This is a genomic window from Achromobacter sp. DH1f, from assembly GCF_000633435.1.
Lineage (GTDB): Bacteria > Pseudomonadota > Gammaproteobacteria > Burkholderiales > Burkholderiaceae_B > Achromobacter > Achromobacter deleyi.
Window position 1 is genome coordinate 102009 of sequence record NZ_AYMF01000036.1, and the last position, 14989, is coordinate 116997.

A 14989-nucleotide genomic window follows, 5' to 3' on the forward strand; every position below is an offset into this window, starting at 1 on the left:
TCGCGCCGTGCCCCATGGGATTAGACAATCTGGCGGCGAAAGTCCGTAATCTCATCGCGAATAGGCGTGCAGGCGGGTGTGAAGGTGCCGCATGGTGCGGGTGAGGTGCTTTTCGACGCTGCTGACCGACAGGCCCAGGTGCGCGGCAATCTCGGGCACGGTCCAGCCTTCCAGCCGGTGCCAGGCGAATACCGCGGCGCAGGGTTCTGGCAGCTCATCCAGCGCCTGGCGCAGCGCGTTGGACAACTGGGCGGTGCGCGCGCCGGCTTCGGGGCCGTCCTGGGCGGGGAGTTCGTCTTCGTCCAGATCTTGCAGCGGGATGGCGGCGGCGCGCTGCTGCTTGTGATGCTGGTTGACCAGCCCGTGGTAGACGCTGCGATGCAGGTAGGCCCGCGGATTGCGGATCGCGGACACATCGCCTTCCAGCAGGTTGGCAATGGCGTCGTGGGTGGTGTCTTCGACGTCGCCCGCCGCGTGTCCCTTGCGCTTCCATGTGCCCAGCAACTCGCGATAGTAGGCGAGCCAACCGTGTTCGGCGAGGCGGGTCCGGCGCATGCGGGGGCAACGGGTAAGGGACGAAACCGCGGATTATTGCAAATAAAAATTATTCTTGTAAAGCCAAGGGCAGGCGGCGGTGGCGCCTGCCCTTGGCGGTGGGACGGAAACGGCGGGGGCCCGCGCGGCGCCCGCATCCGTCCCCGTCAGTGCGCCCGGCTGTGTTCGGCCGTCAGTCCGCGGCCGCGTTGGCGAGCGGCTTCGCGTTCGGGCGTCGGCAGGTACACCGCGCACAGGAAGTTGGCGCCCGCGATGATGGCGAACATCAGCGCCATCGGCTGCCAGGTCAGGCCGAAGGTGTGCGCCACCCACAGGCCCACCAGCGGCGTGGTGCCGCCGAAGATCGCGCCGCACAGCTGGAAGCTCAGCGAGATGCCCGTGTAGCGCATCTCCACCGGGAAGGCCAGCGGCAGGTAGGGGGCCAGCACGGCGTAGTAGGCGCCGATCAGGAAGATCGCCGTGAGAATGCCGATGGCGATGTTCTGGATGTCGCCGGTCAGGATCAGCATCATCATCGGCACGGCCCACAGGGTGGACAGCGCGGTGACCCAGATCAGGAAGCGGCGTTCGCCGATGCGGGTGGCGATGTACGAGGCGATGGGAAAGCTGATCAGCTCGACCACGCCGGCCCAGGTCACCACGTCCAGGATCTGGCTGCGCGTGATCTTCAGGTAGGTGGTGGTGTAGGTGATCATCAGGGTGGTCACGAAGTAGAACCCCGAGATGCCGAGCAGGCACAGGCCGATGCCCAGCAGCAGCGCGCGCTTGCGTTCGCGCAGCACCAGGCGGATGGGCGCGGTGGTCTCCTTTTTCTGCGCCTTCAGGCGGGCTTCGAGTTCCGGGCTTTCGTTGACGCCGCGGCGGATGATGAAGGCCACCAGCACCAGCACGCCGCTGATGATGAACGGCAGGCGCCAGCCCCAGGACAGGAAGTCTTCCTTGGGCAGGTCGGACACCAGGCGGAACACGCCGGTGGCCAGGATCAGGCCGATGGGGCTGCCGTATTGCGGCGCCGACGCCAGGAAGGTGCGCCACTTGGGCGGCGCGTGTTCGGCGGCGATCAGCACTGCGCCGCCCCATTCGCCGCCCACCGCGATGCCCTGCACCAGGCGCAGCGCCACCAGCAGCACCACGGCGGCCAGGCCGATGGAATGGTACGAGGGCAGCAGGCCGATCAGCGTGGTGGCCACGCCCATCAGCAGCAGCGTGATGACCAGGCTTTGCTTGCGGCCAAAGCGATCGCCGACGTGGCCGAACAGCACCGCGCCGACGGGCCGCGCAAAGAAGCCGATGGCAAAGGTGCCCAGCGAAGCCAGCGTGCCCATGAAGGGATCATTGGTGGCGAAGAACACATCGCCGAACACCAGGGCGGCCGCCGTGGCGTAGCAGTAAAAGTCGTACCACTCGATCATGGTGCCGAAGAAAGCCGCGGCCGCGGCGCGGACGGGCTGCTTGCGGCCTGTGGAGTCGTTCATGGAAGGAATTCCCCTTGTTTTTTCGCGGCTGCCGAACCGGCGCCGCGCTGTCTGATAACGGCGTTGACGATAGCAACTACTGGCTATATCTTGTATAGCCACAATCCGTTCAGACATAGGTCCACTTCATGAAGGAAGTCCTGCTCGCCGATCTGCTTGCCGGGTCGCTCTCGCGCGAGTCCGACGAGCCGCTGCAAAAGCAGATCTACGACATCGTGCGGCGCGGCGTGCTGGACCACACGCTGGTGGCGGGGCAGCGGCTGCCGTCATCGCGCGCGCTGGCCACCGACCTGGGCATATCGCGCATCACGGTGACGCTGGCTTACGAAAGGCTCATCGCCGAAAACTACCTCAGTGCGCGCGGCGGCAGCGGCACCTTCGTCGAAAAAACCGTGGACCGGCCGCTGCTGCCGCCTGAAACCCCCGAACACGTGCAACGCCATCGCCCCGGCCTGTCGGCGCGCGGCGAGGTCATCGCGGGCGGCGCGGGCGGCCTGGCGCAGCATACCGGCGCCTTCGTGCCGGGCGTGGCCGATGCCAGCCTGTTTCCGTTTCATATCTGGCGCCGGCTGGTATCGCGGCATCTGGGCAAGTCCAACCTGGCGCTGTCCGGCTACGCCAAGGACGGCGCGGGCTTCATGCCGCTGCGGCTGGCCATTGCCAATTACCTGCGCCTGGCGCGGTCGGTGGTGTGCGAACCGGAACAGGTCATCGTCACCGCAGGCACGCACCAGTCGGTGGACCTGTGCGCGCGCCTCTTGACCGAATGGGGCGACAGCGCGCTCGTCGAAAGCCCGTGCCACTGGGCCTTTCCGCCGGTGCTGGGCGCGGCCGGCGTGCGGGCCCATGCCGCGGTGGTGGACGAGCAGGGGCTGGACCTGGCCAGCAGCAAGCTGCCGCGCCGCGCCCGCCTGCTGATCACCAGCCCGTCGCACCAGTACCCCACCGGCGTGGTGATGCCGCTGGCGCGCCGGCTTGAACTGTTGCAGGCGGCGCGGGCGCGCGGGTTGTGGGTCATCGAAGACGACTACGACAGCGAATTCCGCTACGACGGCGCGCCGATTCCGTCACTGCAAGGGCTGGACGCCGATGGCCGCGTGATCTACATGGGCACCTTCAGCAAGACCATGTTCGCCGGCCTGCGCATGAGCTACATGGTGGTGCCGCCGCAAGTGGCGGCCTCGTTTTCGCAGGCGGCCGCCAGCATCTACCGGCCGGGCCAGCTGCACTTGCAGGCAGCGCTGGCCGACTTCATGGGCGACGGGCATTTCTCGCACAACATCAAGCGCCTGCGTACCGAATACGCCGGCCGCCAGGCGGTGCTGCGCGAGGCGCTGGCCGCGCGCGTGGGCGATGCGGTGCAACTGTCGCAGGCGCGCGCCGGCCTGCACGTGTATGCCCGGTTGCAGCCCAAGGTGCAGGTGGCGCGGCTGGCGGATGCCGCCCGCGAAGAAGGCATCGTGTTGGGGCAGCCTGCGTATTTGCCCGATGCCGCTCGCCATGGCCAGCCGGCCGTGGTGCTGGGGTATGGCGGCGTGCCGTGCGAGCGCATCGATGATGGCGTGATGCGCTTTGCCCGCGCGCTGGCGCGGGCCACGGATACCAAGCCCGCGCGCCGCGGCAAGCGTTGATCTTCTTGCGCGCCGTTGCCGCGCCTACAGTTCGCCCAGCACCTGGTCTGCCGCCGCCAGCAACAGGTCGGCATGCTCTTGCCCGAAGGGCAGTTGCGGCCGCAGCTTGAGCACGTTGCCATGCAGCCCAGTGGCGCTGAGCAGCACGCGGCGTTCGCGCATCAGGTTGACGAAGCGGTGCGTTTCTTCCTTGGCCGGCGTCTTGGCGGCGCGGTCGCGCACCAGTTCCACGCCGATGAACAGGCCATCGCCGCGCACGTCGCCGATCAGCGGGTGGCGTTCGGCCAGCGCCCGGAAACCCTCGCGCAGATACTGTCCGGTGCGCGCGGCGTTGGCTTGCAGGCCTTCTTCCTGAATCACCGCCAGCGTGGCCTGTGCGGCGGCGCAGGCCACCGGATTGCCGCCGAAAGTGTTGAAGTAACGGGCCTCGCGGCCAAAGCGTTCCATGATGTCCGGGCGCGACACCATCGCCGCGATCGGGTGGCCGTTGCCCATGGGCTTGCCCATGGTGACCAGGTCCGGCACCAGCCCATGGCGTTCAAACCCCCACATCTTCGAACCCGTGCGCGCAAAGCCCGCCTGCACTTCATCGGCAATGAACAGGCCGCCCGCGTCGCGGATGGCCTGCACCGCCGGCGCCAGAAAGCCTGCCGGGTCGCTGTAGACGCCGTCGCTGGAAAAAATGGTGTCCACCAGCAGCGCGGCCGGGCGGATGCCATGGCGGCGCATGTCGTCGATGGCGGCCTGTACCTGCGCGGCGAACCAGGCGCCCAATGTGGCCGGGTCCTGCCGGTAGGTGTCGGGGGCGGCCACGGTGCGCGTGTCCAGCCCTAGCGGCACGGCCTGGCCCAGCGACGGCGACACGGCCGCTACCGCCGAGGTCACGCCGTGGTACGCCAGCTGCGTGACGATGACGCCGGTGCCGCCGGTGTGGCTGCGCGCCACGCGCAGCGCCAGGTCGTTGGCCTCGCTGCCGGTGCAGGTGAAGATCACCTGCGACAGCGGGTCGGGAAAGGTCGCCAGCAGCTGTTCGGCGTAATCCAGCACGCCGTCGTGCAGGTAGCGGGTGTGGGTATTCAGGATGGCGGCCTGCTCGGCAATGGCCTGCACCACGCGCGGATGGCTGTGTCCGACCGACGCCACGTTGTTGTAGGCATCCAGGTAGCGCTGGCCGTCGGCGCCGATCAGCCACACACCTTCGCCGCGCACGATGTGCAGGGGCTGGTCGTAGAACAGGCGGTAGGACGGGCCCAGCACGCGCTGGCGGCGGGCGATCAGGGCGCGTTCGGCCTCGGGCAGCGCATCGGCGGCCGCGGGGTCGAAGGCATTGAGCATGGCTTTGTCTCGGCTCATGTGAAACTCTCCATCGGGGTCAGGCTGGCGGCCAGCAGGATGTCGCTGGCCTGTTGCCGCGGCATCGTGTCCAGCCGGGCCAGGCCGGTCCAGGCCTGGCCGTTGTTGCGCAGGATGTATTGGCGGTTTTCGGGATGCTGCTCGGCGCGCCAGCCGGTGATGGCCACCGTGATGAGGTGGCGCGCGGCGATCAGGTCGGGCAGCAGGGCGATTTCGGTGTCGGTCAGGGGCAGCGCCTGGTGGTAGCTGGCCACGCAGTGCCGCAGCGCGGGCGATAGCGGATCAGGCGCGTCTTGCAGCAGATAGGCGCCGGCCACGGCCAGGTCCTGCACCAGCGGCGCGCGCACCATGTCGCCAAAATCCAGCAACGCGGCGATGCGTTCGGGGTGAGCCGGTTCGACCATCACGTTGTACGGATTCAGGTCGTTGTGAATCACCTGGCGGCGCAGGCCTTCAAGCGCCGGCTGGGTGTGGCGGATGAAGCGGTCCAGGTGGCGTTCGGCCAGGGCGCGCCGTTCGGGTTCGGCAATGCGGGGCAAGAGGTCGGCCAGGCGGTCGGCGTGCTGCAGGTCCCACAGCAGTTCGTGGTCGGCCATCGGGTGGCTGAAATTCGCCAGCGCCAGATCGAACTGCGCCAGCGCGCGGCCCAGCGCCTGGTGCTGCGCGGGGCTGCGGGCCACCTTGTACAGCGGCACGCCATCGATATAGGTGATCAGCCGGATGGCGCGGCGGGCGCCGTCTTCGTCCTCGTGCCAGTGCACGTAGTCGCCGGCCACGCCGGGAATCAGGCGCGGCACCGGCGGTTCGCCGCCGGCCCGCATCAGGCACAGCTGCGCCTGGGTATGAAAGTCGGTGACGGCAGGATCTTCGGCGGGGTGCGTGGCCTTGAGCACAAAGGCCGCGCCATCCGCGCACTGGATCAGGAAGTTCTGGTCGCGTTCGCTGGACAGGATGCTGGCGCGGGCGGTCAGCCCGTAGCACGACAAGGCCAGGGCCTCGGCGTCGGCCAGGGTCAGTTTCGGGGGCTCGGCGGCGAACAGCGCCTGGCCGGCGCTGGGGCGGGTGCTGCGGTTCATGCCTGGCGCTCTTCCAGTCCGCACCATTCGGCGATGAACAGCGCGATGGTCTGGGTGACCTTGCGCACCGATTCCAGGTTGACCGCTTCGTCGTAGCCGTGCGGCATGCGGCATTCCGGGCCGTAGACGATGGCCGGCGTGTCGGCGTACAGGCCATAGAAGCGCGCGTCGGTGGCGGCGGACGTGGCGTACTCGCGCAGCGGCTCGCCAAACACCTGCTCGTGGGCGCTGCGCAGCGCGGCTTCGACGTCGTCGGAATCCTTCAGCTCGTAGCCTTCGGCCATGAAGCCGTGGTAGATGACCTTGGGCGGATGCTTGGCCAGGAACGGGTCGCGCGCGGCGGCCTGCGCCACGAAGGCCTCGATCTCGGCGCGCGCCTCTTCCAGGCTCTGGCCGGGATACACCGCCACTCGCATGTCGAAGGTGCACCAGGCCGGCACGCTGGACGGCCAGTCGCCGCCCGCGATCTTGCCCAGGTTGAAGCGGATGGGGTGCGGGTGGTCGCAGAAATGGCGGTGGTCGCATTTGCGGCCGTTCCAGCGCGCTTCCAGTTCGTCCAGCGCCTGGATCAGGAAGATGGCCTTCTGGATGGCATTGGCGCCCGCGCCGGTGAACGCGGCCGACGCATGCTGGGGGTCGCCTTCGACCTGCACCTGGAACCACATCGGCCCGACCTGCGCGCGCATCAGCATGGGCAAGAGCGGTTCGGGAATGAAGGCCGCATCAGCCCGGTAGCCGCGCGCCAGGCAGGCCAGCGCGCCGTTGCCGGTGCATTCTTCTTCCACCACCGATTGCAGGAACACGTCGCCCGCGGGGGCCAGGCCCAGGCTGGCCAGCGCATCCATGGCCGACAGGCAGGCGACCAGGCCTGACTTCATGTCGCCCGCGCCGCGTCCGTGCATCCAGCCATCGACGATGGCGGGGTCGTACGGATCGCGGCTCCATTGCGACAGCGGGCCGACCGGCACCACGTCGATGTGGCCATTCAGGATCAGCGAACGGCCTTTCAGGCTGCGGGCGCGGTGCGCGCCGACCACGTTGTAGGCATTGTCGTAGGACACCGCCACCGGCGAAAAGCCCGGCAGGTGGGCAATGGCGTCGACGTCGATCTTCCAGCGGTCCACGCCGTAGCCGCGTTCGGCATAGCGCGCCGCCATGAAGTCCTGCGCGGTGGCTTCTTCACCGCGCTGCGACGGCAGGCGCACCAATTGCGCGGTCAGTTCGGTCTGGGCCGCAAAGCCCGCGTCCACGGCTTGGATGATGCGCTGCCGGAGCGCCGGGGTCAGTTCTGGCATGGATGTGCTCGAGGTTGACTGGGATGCGAGCCATCGTAAAGAGAATTGGATCGGTCAAAAATAGCCAATCCGGGTTATTTCGTATAGCCACTTTTGGGGCGGGCTGGTGATGCGACAACGGTCATTGCGCCGCCGGGCGCTGAGGGGCGGCCCGGCCGGGCCGCCCGCGCCGGCCTATTGGCGGGTAATGCCCGCGTTCGCGATGGCCTCACGCCACTGCGTGTCGCTCGCCTCAACGAAGCGGGTGAATTCGGCCGGGCTGGCAGGGGCGCTGACCTTCACGCCCAGCTCCTGGAAACGCGCCTGCACATCCGGCTGCGCCATCACTCGGGCAAAGGCCTGGTTCAGGGTGTCCACGACCGGGGCTGGCGTGCCGGCAGGGGCGAACAGGCCCGTCCAGAAATAGAAGTCCATGCCCTTCAAGGCCGCGGTTTCCCCGGCGGAGGCCATGTCCGGGTTGCCGATGTCGCGGTCGCGGCTCATCACGCCTACCGGCGTCACGCGGCCGCTCTTGACCAGTTCCAGCAACGCGGGCAGGCCGGACACCGCCAGGTCGACCGTGCCGCCGATGACGTCGGTGGCGATCTTCGAGGCGCTGGCATAGGGAATGAAGGTGATCTCGGTGCGGGTCATCTTCTTCAGGCTTTCCATCGCGATGCTCGGCAGCGAGCCGACCCCAGTGGCGCCGTAGGTCAGCCGGCCGGGTTCGGCGCGGGCGCGCCGGATCAGGTCGTCGAACGAGCGCACGCCCAGCTTGGGGTTGGCCACTACGGCCAGGCCGCTGGTGCCCAGCGGGGCCACGGCCTGCAGGTCGCGATAGGTGTACTTGGCGGAGGCCTGTACTTGCGGCGCGATCACCACGTCCGACACGATGCCCATCAGCACGGTGTAGCCGTCCGGCCTGGCATGGACGGCGCGCGTGACGCCGATGATGCCGCCGGCGCCGGCGATGTTCTCGATGACGATGGTCTGGCCCAGTTCCTGGCCGAGCTTGGGCGCGACGAGACGGGCAAAGGCGTCCACCGAGCCGCCGGGGGCGTAGCCCACGATCAACTTGATGGGTTGGGTGGGGTAGGTCTGCGCGGCGGCGGGGGCCGCGCCGATGGCAAGGGCCAGCGCCAGCGCGGGCAGCGTGAAGGGGTTCATGGTTGTCTCCTTGGGGTGTTGTTATGGGTTGTCGTCATGGGCGGCGCTATGCGCCGGGTCGTGGGTCCGAGGATTCCAGCCACGCCCGGACGCGCTCGAACACGTCGTCGCTGTTGCGGTCCATCATGGGCAGGTGCGAATTGCCGCGCACACTCTCGGCGGGCAGGTCGATCACGCTGACCGGCGTGGTGGCGCGGATGCTGTCCAGGTAGGCGTCGGCCTGGCGTCGGTAGTTGATCCAGTGCGAGCCGGACGCTTCAATGAAGTCGCCCCACACATGCAGATGGCGCGGTAGCGGGCCGGCCGGGCTGGACGCGGGCATGCCGCCGGGCTCCACGCCCACCACCGACTGCACCAGGCGCGGCCGGCGCCGGGCAATCTCGGCGGCGAACCCGGCGCCCTGGCTGTGCGCCACCAGGTGGCAGGGGCCAACCTGATCGACCAGCGCCTCGTAGGCGGCCAGGATCATCGCTTCGTGGCCCGGCCAACGCGGCACCCACTGCTTGGCGAAGCGGTCGAAGCTGTCGCAGGGAAATTGCTGCCCGGGAAAAGGATGGCGCGGCGCAGGCGCGGGTTCGTAGCGGGGGCCCAGGCGAAAGGTCAGCCAGGCTTCGCGCTTGGTGCGAAACACCGGCGCTTCGCCGTAGACCTCCGGGTATCGCGCCCAGGACGAACGGCCGCGCTCGACCGCATCGCTGACCAGCACGTCGTAGCCCGCCTGCAGAAAGCGCATCAGCCAGCCCGGCCGGCCGTCCGGCGTGTCTTCCCAGGTGCAGCCGGTCATGCCGCCGCCGTGCCACAGCAGCACCGGATGCGGGTGGCGCGGCTGCGCCAGCCGGAAGGCCTGCACATACATCTGGCCGTAGACCTGTTCGCCGTTCGGGTCGACTTCGCGGGGATGGCCGTTCAGCACCATGCTGCGCTGTTCGACGGGCAACCCCGTCACGGTGGCGGTCTGGCCGCCGACAAAAAATGAGCCCACGGATTTCAGGCGGATCGCTTCGCAAGGCATGACAGGTCCGGTTTCGATGACGGGCGTAGCTTGCGATTCGGCCTATAGTTACGTCAATCGAATAAAAATCAAAGATTATTGACCTATGGGAATCAATTACGACATCGAGGATCTGCGGGCGTTCTGCACCCTGGTGCGCGCCGGCCAGTACACGGCAGCGGCCTCGCAGCTGTGCATCACCACGTCCGCGCTGAGCCGGCGCGTGGCCAAGCTGGAAGACCGCATCGGCGGCAAACTGTTCGAACGCACCACGCGCCGCGTCGTGGTCACCCCCATTGGGCGCACCCTGTACGAACGCGTGCTGCCCGCCGTCAGCCGCCTGGACGCCTGCCTGCTGGAAGCGTCACGCGCGGCGCTGGGGCAGGGCGGCAACCTGGCGGTAGGCACGGTGGCATCAGTCGGGTATTCCGTGTTTCCCAAGGTGCTGCCCGTGTTCTACGCCGCGCACCCGCACACCTACCTGTCGATCCGCGATGCCAATGCCACCGTCGTGGCCAAGCTGGTGGAAGACGGCGAGGTCGAATTCGGCGTGACGACGGTGGTGTCGTTTCCGCAATCGCTGGTGATCGAGAAGGCCGCGGTCTATGGCTACAACCTCGTGTACGCCAAAGGCTCGGCGCTGCGTCCGAGGCGCCGCACGCTGACGTGGACGCAGGTGTCCGCCTTGCCCGTGGTCGGCCTGCACCCCTTGAGCTCGACGCGCTTGCAGATCGACAGCGTGCTGCACGCCAGCGGCATTGCCTTGCCCTGGAAGATCGAGGTCGATCAGCTGGCCACCATGGTCGGCCTGGTGCAGACGGGAGATTTCGTGGCGGTGATGCCCGGCCTGTTCGACGCGGCGGGCTATGGTTTGCAATCGGTGCCGGTGGGGGCGCCGGATATCGTCCGAGATATCTACCTGGTCAGGCGTCACGACGTGAGCCTGTCACCGGCGGGGCAGTCGCTGCTGGGGTTGATTCGGGCGCGGTTGGGGGCGGGGTAGTGGGGCGCCCTTGCGCCGACCCGTTGTCAGGCGTGCGCTGCCCGATCAGTCGTCACGGACGAAAGCCCGCAAGGATCGGCGCGATCCATTCCTGGCCACCGCCGCTGTCCCAGGGGCCGTTCTCTCGTCCACCGTAAAGCTCCTGGCTACCGGTCACCGTCTTGATGCCTTGCGGATGGCGCGCGGCGTCGAGAAAGGCGTTCACCGCGTCGCGCAGGCCGGCCTCGTCGTGGGGCGGCAGCGAGGCCAGCGCATCGTCAAGCGAGTAGCGGATGTCGGCAATGACGCATTCGTAGCGGACGGTCGCCGTCTTTTGTCCGGGCAGCGCCGGATTGGGCTTGATCGTCTTGGACAGGACCTTGCAGCTTGATTGTGAAACGAGTGCCCGCTGTAGACGCAGGGCCTCGATCAACCGTTCCTTTACCGCCTGTGGCTCGGTGGCATTCAGCAGCGCTTTCACCCGAATTTCCGCCGTGCGTCGGTACGCGCCTTCCCGCATGTTTTCCACGTTGCGCAAGACCTCGACGCGGATGGGCAGCTTGTCGGGATAGAAGCGCTTCGTGTAGGCATCCAGTTGGCGCGCGCTGTTCATGTCGTCGTGGATGACGTAATCGAGGTAGAGCTGCCCGATTTGTTCGGGCGTCAGCGATTGTGCTGCCGCGGGGGCGATGGGCAGTAGAGATACCCAGCCGAACAACGCAGCGGCGACGGCACGGGGAAAGCTCTGAATCAGGCGCATGGCGGACGAGGGCTGGGCGTTGGGGGACGGGCCGCAGTCGCCCTGTCGATCAAGTGCGCGGCAAGGCGTAGCGATGCCATTATGCCTGCGCGGGGGACGACAGCGCCGATTGGCGGCCGATTGCTATCACTCGTTCTCAAGCTCCCTGAGTAGCTTGATTTCATTGATTTTCTGTTGTGACGCCAAGTGCAGCCGTCGGGCTTCCTCTGGCGGGAATCCCAGTTCCAAGAACAGGTCAGCATCTGCTTTGGTGACATGGCGGATTTCAGTGTCGATCTTCATGGCTTGCCGTTCCTCGTATTCCGGTTTTTCCGATGCCGTGCATCAGGGGTGCGCTTGTCTTGCGGGCTGGACATCGTCGTCCAACTTCCGACAACGCGCGTTCGAGTCTATTGCGGTTGACCTGCCCGTTGAGCATGGCTGCAAGAAAACAGACGCTTCCTACGGCGGGTGGGAAGTGTCTGCAGGGCGAGTCGCTTTGGGCGCCGATCCGGTCTTGAGGCGCAGCCACCAGATTGGCGGCTGACCGCTATCACTTGGCGGGCGCGTGAGCGCGGCCGAGGCCTGCCGGTGAGATGCTTCACATACGGCGGACCTGCCAGCGCAATGCTCCGTTGCGCGGCCGGCGCCGCTCGTTCTCTTACCTGGAATTTGCGGCCATGTTGATTGATGAATCGCGCGCTCCCCTGATGTTTCTCCGGTCCCAGGGGGAATCGGATACTCCTGTCGAGCAGCAGTTGCAGCGCTTGCTCGACCAGGGCCAGCCGTTCGTGTTGGTGATGGATCATTCCCCCGACTACCACCACGATGAAACCGTGGAGGAACGCCGCGAGAAAGCGCTGTTCTTCAAGCGGGTGAAGGAGCAGATGCGCAGCCTGTGCCGCGGCATGATCGTGCTGGAACGCGGCAAGCCGACCCCGGCGCCGATGCGCCTGGCGGCGGCGGGGGCCAGCAAGGCGTTCGGCTTCAAGGTGGGGTTCGTGGATGACGAGGACGCCGCCATCCGGCTCGGCAGGGAGTGGATGGGGGGCGCCTAGCTGGGGGCGCCTATCTCACCAACCGTTCCCGATACACCGCAGGCGTCTCCCCGAACGCGCGGCGGAACAGGTTGATGAAGGCCGTGGGGGTGGAATAGCCCAGTTCCAGCGCGATGGTGGTGACCTGGGCGCCGTCGGCCAGCCGTTCCAGCGCGCGCAGCAGGCGGGCGCGTTGCCGCCAGGTCGAGAAATTGAAGCCGGTTTCCGTGACGAAGCGCCGGCTGAGCGTGCGCGAACTGACCGCGCCCCAATCGGCCCATTGCTCCAGGTCGCGGGCGTCGGACGGGTCGTCGATCAGCGCGCGGGCGATGCGTTGCAACCGCGGTTCCTGCGGCATGGGCAGGCCCAGGCTTTCCACGGGCAGTTGGCGGATTTCATCGAGGATGACCGCGGCCAGGTGTTGGTGCGCGCCGGCCAGGGGGACCAAGGGCCAGGTGCTGGCGCGCAGCACGGCTTCGCGAAGCAAACCCGACACGCGCAGCGTGCAGGGCTGGGCCGGCAGGTCGGCGCACAGGGCTTCGGTGACGAAGGCGCTCCAGCCGTGGAACGGGCCGTGCGAACGGGCCCAGTGGGCCTGGTGCGGCGGCAGCCAGACGGCGTGAATGGCCGGCACGACCCAGACGCCGCTGTCCAGCCCGACCGACAGCAGGCCCTGCAGCGAGCCAAACAGCTGGCCGCGGGAATGCTGGTGGGGATCGGTGGCAAAGTCGGTGTCTTCGCAGCGGCCGGCCACCACGAACAGGGTGGGGCCATCGGCCCGGTCGACCAGGCTGCGGTCGATGCTGAGGTCGGCCATGGCGGATCAAAACGATTTGTTGGGGCTGATAGTCTAGCCAAGCCAGCAAGCAGTGTCGATCAGCCCGCCAGCGCGGCTTCCAGTTTGGCCTTGAGCGAGGTCGCGGCGGCGGGCGCGCGGGCCAGGCCGGACTGGATGAAGGCATGCGCTCGCGCGGTGTCGCCCAGGTGCTTGGCCATGCGCGCGTAGATCAGGGTCTTGGCGGGGTGGAGGGAATCGGGATCGGTGCCTTGCACCAGCCGTTCGCAACTGGCCGGATAGCTGTCGTGCTGCGCGAAAAACGCATGGCCCACGCGGGCCCATTCGCTGACGATGAATTCGACGTTTTCTTCGGCCTGCGCCAGGTCCGCGCCGTAGGCCCAGCCATAGGCTTCGCCCGGCGGCGGATCGATGCGGTCGCGGAACACGCAGTGCGATTCCTCGATCTCGGCCGGCGGCACGAAGGCGCCGCCTTCGCAGGGCAGGAAATCGTAGTGCGCACCCAGGTTCAGGTAGCAGGCCTTGCCGCCGCTGGCGCCCTGGATGTTGAAGACATGGATGATCGGACCGCGGATGCGGCGCAGAGTCTGGCCCGTGCCTTCGAAGCCTTCGGCTTTCAGGACGGGAATCAGGTGCTGGGTCAGCAACTTGAGAAATGCCGCGCGGGTGACGGTCGCCATGTCGGGGCCTTGGCTGGAGAAGTTGGATCGGATTGAACCGCATCCCGCGCCGGGCCGTGTGGCAAATCATGACAGTTGAAACCAGTCCGGAACGCTCGAAGCGAACCCTGGGCGGCAGGGCGCCGCGACAGGTGGCTTGCCTGCGCCGGGCGTTGCCAACACCCTTCGGGAACGATATATGCTGGCGGACAGACGCTTTTGAAAGGAGCGGCATCATGGCGACGCGAACCATCTGGAAAGGGGCGATTTCGTTCGGGCTGGTGCATATTCCGGTCGGCCTGCACACGGCCACCACCGAATCCGGCGTGGACTTCGACTGGCTGGACAAGCGGTCGATGGACCCGGTCGGCTACAAGCGCATCAACAAGCGCACCGGCAAGGAAATCGACAAGGACAACATCGTCAAGGGCGTGGAGTACGAAGACGGCCAGTATGTCGTGATCTCGCCCGAAGAGATCGCCGATGCCTATCCGCGCACGACCCAGACCATCGAGATCCACCAGTTCGTCGATGCCGCCGACGTGTCGTTCGTGTACCTGGAACGGCCTTATTACGTGGCGCCGATCAACAAGGGGCAGAAGGTGTATGCCTTGCTGCGCGACACCTTGGCCAAGTCGGGCAAGATCGGCATTGCCAAGGTGGTCATCCAGACCAAGCAGCACCTGGCCGCGCTGATTCCGCTGGGCGATGCGCTGGTGCTGAACCTGATGCGCTGGGGCGACGACGTCAAATCCACCGACGAGCTGGACCTGCCCAAGGCCGGCGCCAAGGCCACCACGCCCAGCGCCGCCGAATTGAAGATGGCCCGGATGTTGGTGGACGACATGTCCGGCGCCTGGGACCCCGAACAATACAAGGACGAGTTCAAGTCCGCGGTGATGGGGCTGGTGGCCAAGAAAGTGAAGGCGGGCAAGACGGAAACGGTGGTCGAGCCGCAGGAAGAATCGCCGGCCTATGCGGATAACGTGATCGACTTGACGGAGCTGCTGCAGCGCAGCCTGAAGGGGAAATCGGGCGGCAAGTCGGCGCAGGATGCACCGGCAAAATCGGCCCGAAAGGCGGCGTCCAAGAGCGCGAAAACGGCGGCGCGTAAAACGTCCACCAACATGGCCACTAAGACGGCTACTAAGACGGCCACTAAGACGACATCCAGGACAGCATCCAAGGCAGCCGCAAAATCCGCCGCGAAGCCCACCGCGAAGTCCGCGCCCAGGACGCGCAAGGCGGCTTGAC

The 14989-nt window shown here is 67.1% G+C and carries 15 protein-coding genes; 4 read left to right on the forward strand and 11 right to left on the reverse strand.

Annotated features, from left to right (window positions below; translation table 11 throughout):
• Positions 1–51 precede the first annotated feature (51 nt).
• Both U858_RS0128840 and U858_RS0128845 read right to left on the reverse strand, forming a co-directional pair.
• Positions 52–555, reverse strand: a complete 504-nt coding sequence (locus tag U858_RS0128840) for an RNA polymerase sigma factor (RefSeq protein WP_025140587.1) — start codon at positions 553–555, stop codon at positions 52–54.
• Between the two features lie 146 nt (positions 556–701).
• Positions 702–2030: an MFS transporter gene (locus tag U858_RS0128845; protein WP_025140588.1), complete on the reverse strand. Its 1329-nt coding sequence runs from the start codon at positions 2028–2030 to the stop codon at positions 702–704.
• Between the two features lie 128 nt (positions 2031–2158).
• Between U858_RS0128845 and U858_RS0128850 the strand changes: the two genes are divergently transcribed.
• The gene (locus U858_RS0128850; protein ID WP_025140589.1) at positions 2159–3661 is read left to right on the forward strand and encodes a PLP-dependent aminotransferase family protein; all 1503 of its coding nucleotides are present in this window, start codon (positions 2159–2161) and stop codon (positions 3659–3661) included.
• 24 nt (positions 3662–3685) lie between these two features.
• On the opposite strand, the gene U858_RS0128855 is transcribed toward U858_RS0128850, so the two are convergent.
• The 5 genes from U858_RS0128855 to U858_RS0128875 all read right to left on the reverse strand — a co-directional run bounded on the left by U858_RS0128855 (position 3686) and on the right by U858_RS0128875 (position 9543).
• A complete protein-coding gene (locus tag U858_RS0128855) occupies positions 3686–5014 on the reverse strand; it encodes an aspartate aminotransferase family protein (RefSeq protein ID WP_025140590.1) in 1329 nt (442 codons plus the stop codon).
• A complete protein-coding gene (locus U858_RS0128860) occupies positions 5011–6090 on the reverse strand; it encodes a phosphotransferase (RefSeq protein WP_025140591.1) in 1080 nt (359 codons plus the stop codon). The genes U858_RS0128855 and U858_RS0128860 overlap by 4 nt, the downstream gene beginning before the upstream one ends.
• Positions 6087–7385 (reverse strand): ArgE/DapE family deacylase, encoded by a 1299-nt coding sequence (locus U858_RS0128865; protein ID WP_025140592.1) that lies wholly within the window; start codon positions 7383–7385, stop codon positions 6087–6089. The genes U858_RS0128860 and U858_RS0128865 overlap by 4 nt, the downstream gene beginning before the upstream one ends.
• Positions 7386–7559: 174 nt before the next feature.
• Complete coding sequence (locus tag U858_RS0128870) at positions 7560–8531, reverse strand: tripartite tricarboxylate transporter substrate binding protein (RefSeq protein WP_025140593.1); 972 nt, start codon at positions 8529–8531, stop codon at positions 7560–7562.
• Positions 8532–8577: 46 nt separating this feature from the next.
• The gene (locus U858_RS0128875; protein ID WP_025140594.1) at positions 8578–9543 is read right to left on the reverse strand and encodes an esterase; all 966 of its coding nucleotides are present in this window, start codon (positions 9541–9543) and stop codon (positions 8578–8580) included.
• An 85-nt stretch (positions 9544–9628) separates the two neighbouring features.
• On the opposite strand from U858_RS0128875, the gene U858_RS0128880 reads away from it, so the two are divergent.
• Complete coding sequence (locus tag U858_RS0128880) at positions 9629–10525, forward strand: LysR family transcriptional regulator (RefSeq protein WP_025140595.1); 897 nt, start codon at positions 9629–9631, stop codon at positions 10523–10525.
• A gap of 52 nt (positions 10526–10577) precedes the next feature.
• Here U858_RS0128880 and U858_RS0128885 read toward each other — a convergent pair whose 3' ends face one another.
• Positions 10578–11264, reverse strand: a complete 687-nt coding sequence (locus U858_RS0128885) for a hypothetical protein (protein ID WP_025140596.1) — start codon at positions 11262–11264, stop codon at positions 10578–10580.
• 126 nt (positions 11265–11390) lie between these two features.
• Positions 11391–11546 (reverse strand): hypothetical protein, encoded by a 156-nt coding sequence (locus tag U858_RS0128890; RefSeq protein ID WP_369797746.1) that lies wholly within the window; start codon positions 11544–11546, stop codon positions 11391–11393.
• 377 nt (positions 11547–11923) lie between these two features.
• Between U858_RS0128890 and U858_RS0128895 the strand changes: the two genes are divergently transcribed.
• Positions 11924–12301, forward strand: coding sequence for a hypothetical protein (locus tag U858_RS0128895; RefSeq protein WP_025140597.1), 378 nt, complete (start codon positions 11924–11926; stop codon positions 12299–12301).
• Positions 12302–12311: 10 nt separating this feature from the next.
• Here U858_RS0128895 and U858_RS0128900 read toward each other — a convergent pair whose 3' ends face one another.
• Both U858_RS0128900 and U858_RS0128905 read right to left on the reverse strand, forming a co-directional pair.
• Positions 12312–13097 (reverse strand): helix-turn-helix domain-containing protein, encoded by a 786-nt coding sequence (locus U858_RS0128900; protein WP_025140598.1) that lies wholly within the window; start codon positions 13095–13097, stop codon positions 12312–12314.
• Positions 13098–13156: 59 nt separating this feature from the next.
• On the reverse strand, positions 13157–13756 hold the full coding sequence (locus U858_RS0128905) for a DUF4304 domain-containing protein (protein ID WP_025140599.1): 600 nt from the start codon (positions 13754–13756) through the stop codon (positions 13157–13159).
• Positions 13757–13971: 215 nt separating this feature from the next.
• Here U858_RS0128905 and U858_RS0128910 point away from each other — a divergent pair, with 215 nt between their 5' ends.
• Positions 13972–14988, forward strand: a complete 1017-nt coding sequence (locus U858_RS0128910; RefSeq protein WP_025140600.1) for a Ku protein — start codon at positions 13972–13974, stop codon at positions 14986–14988.
• Position 14989 lies beyond the last annotated feature (1 nt).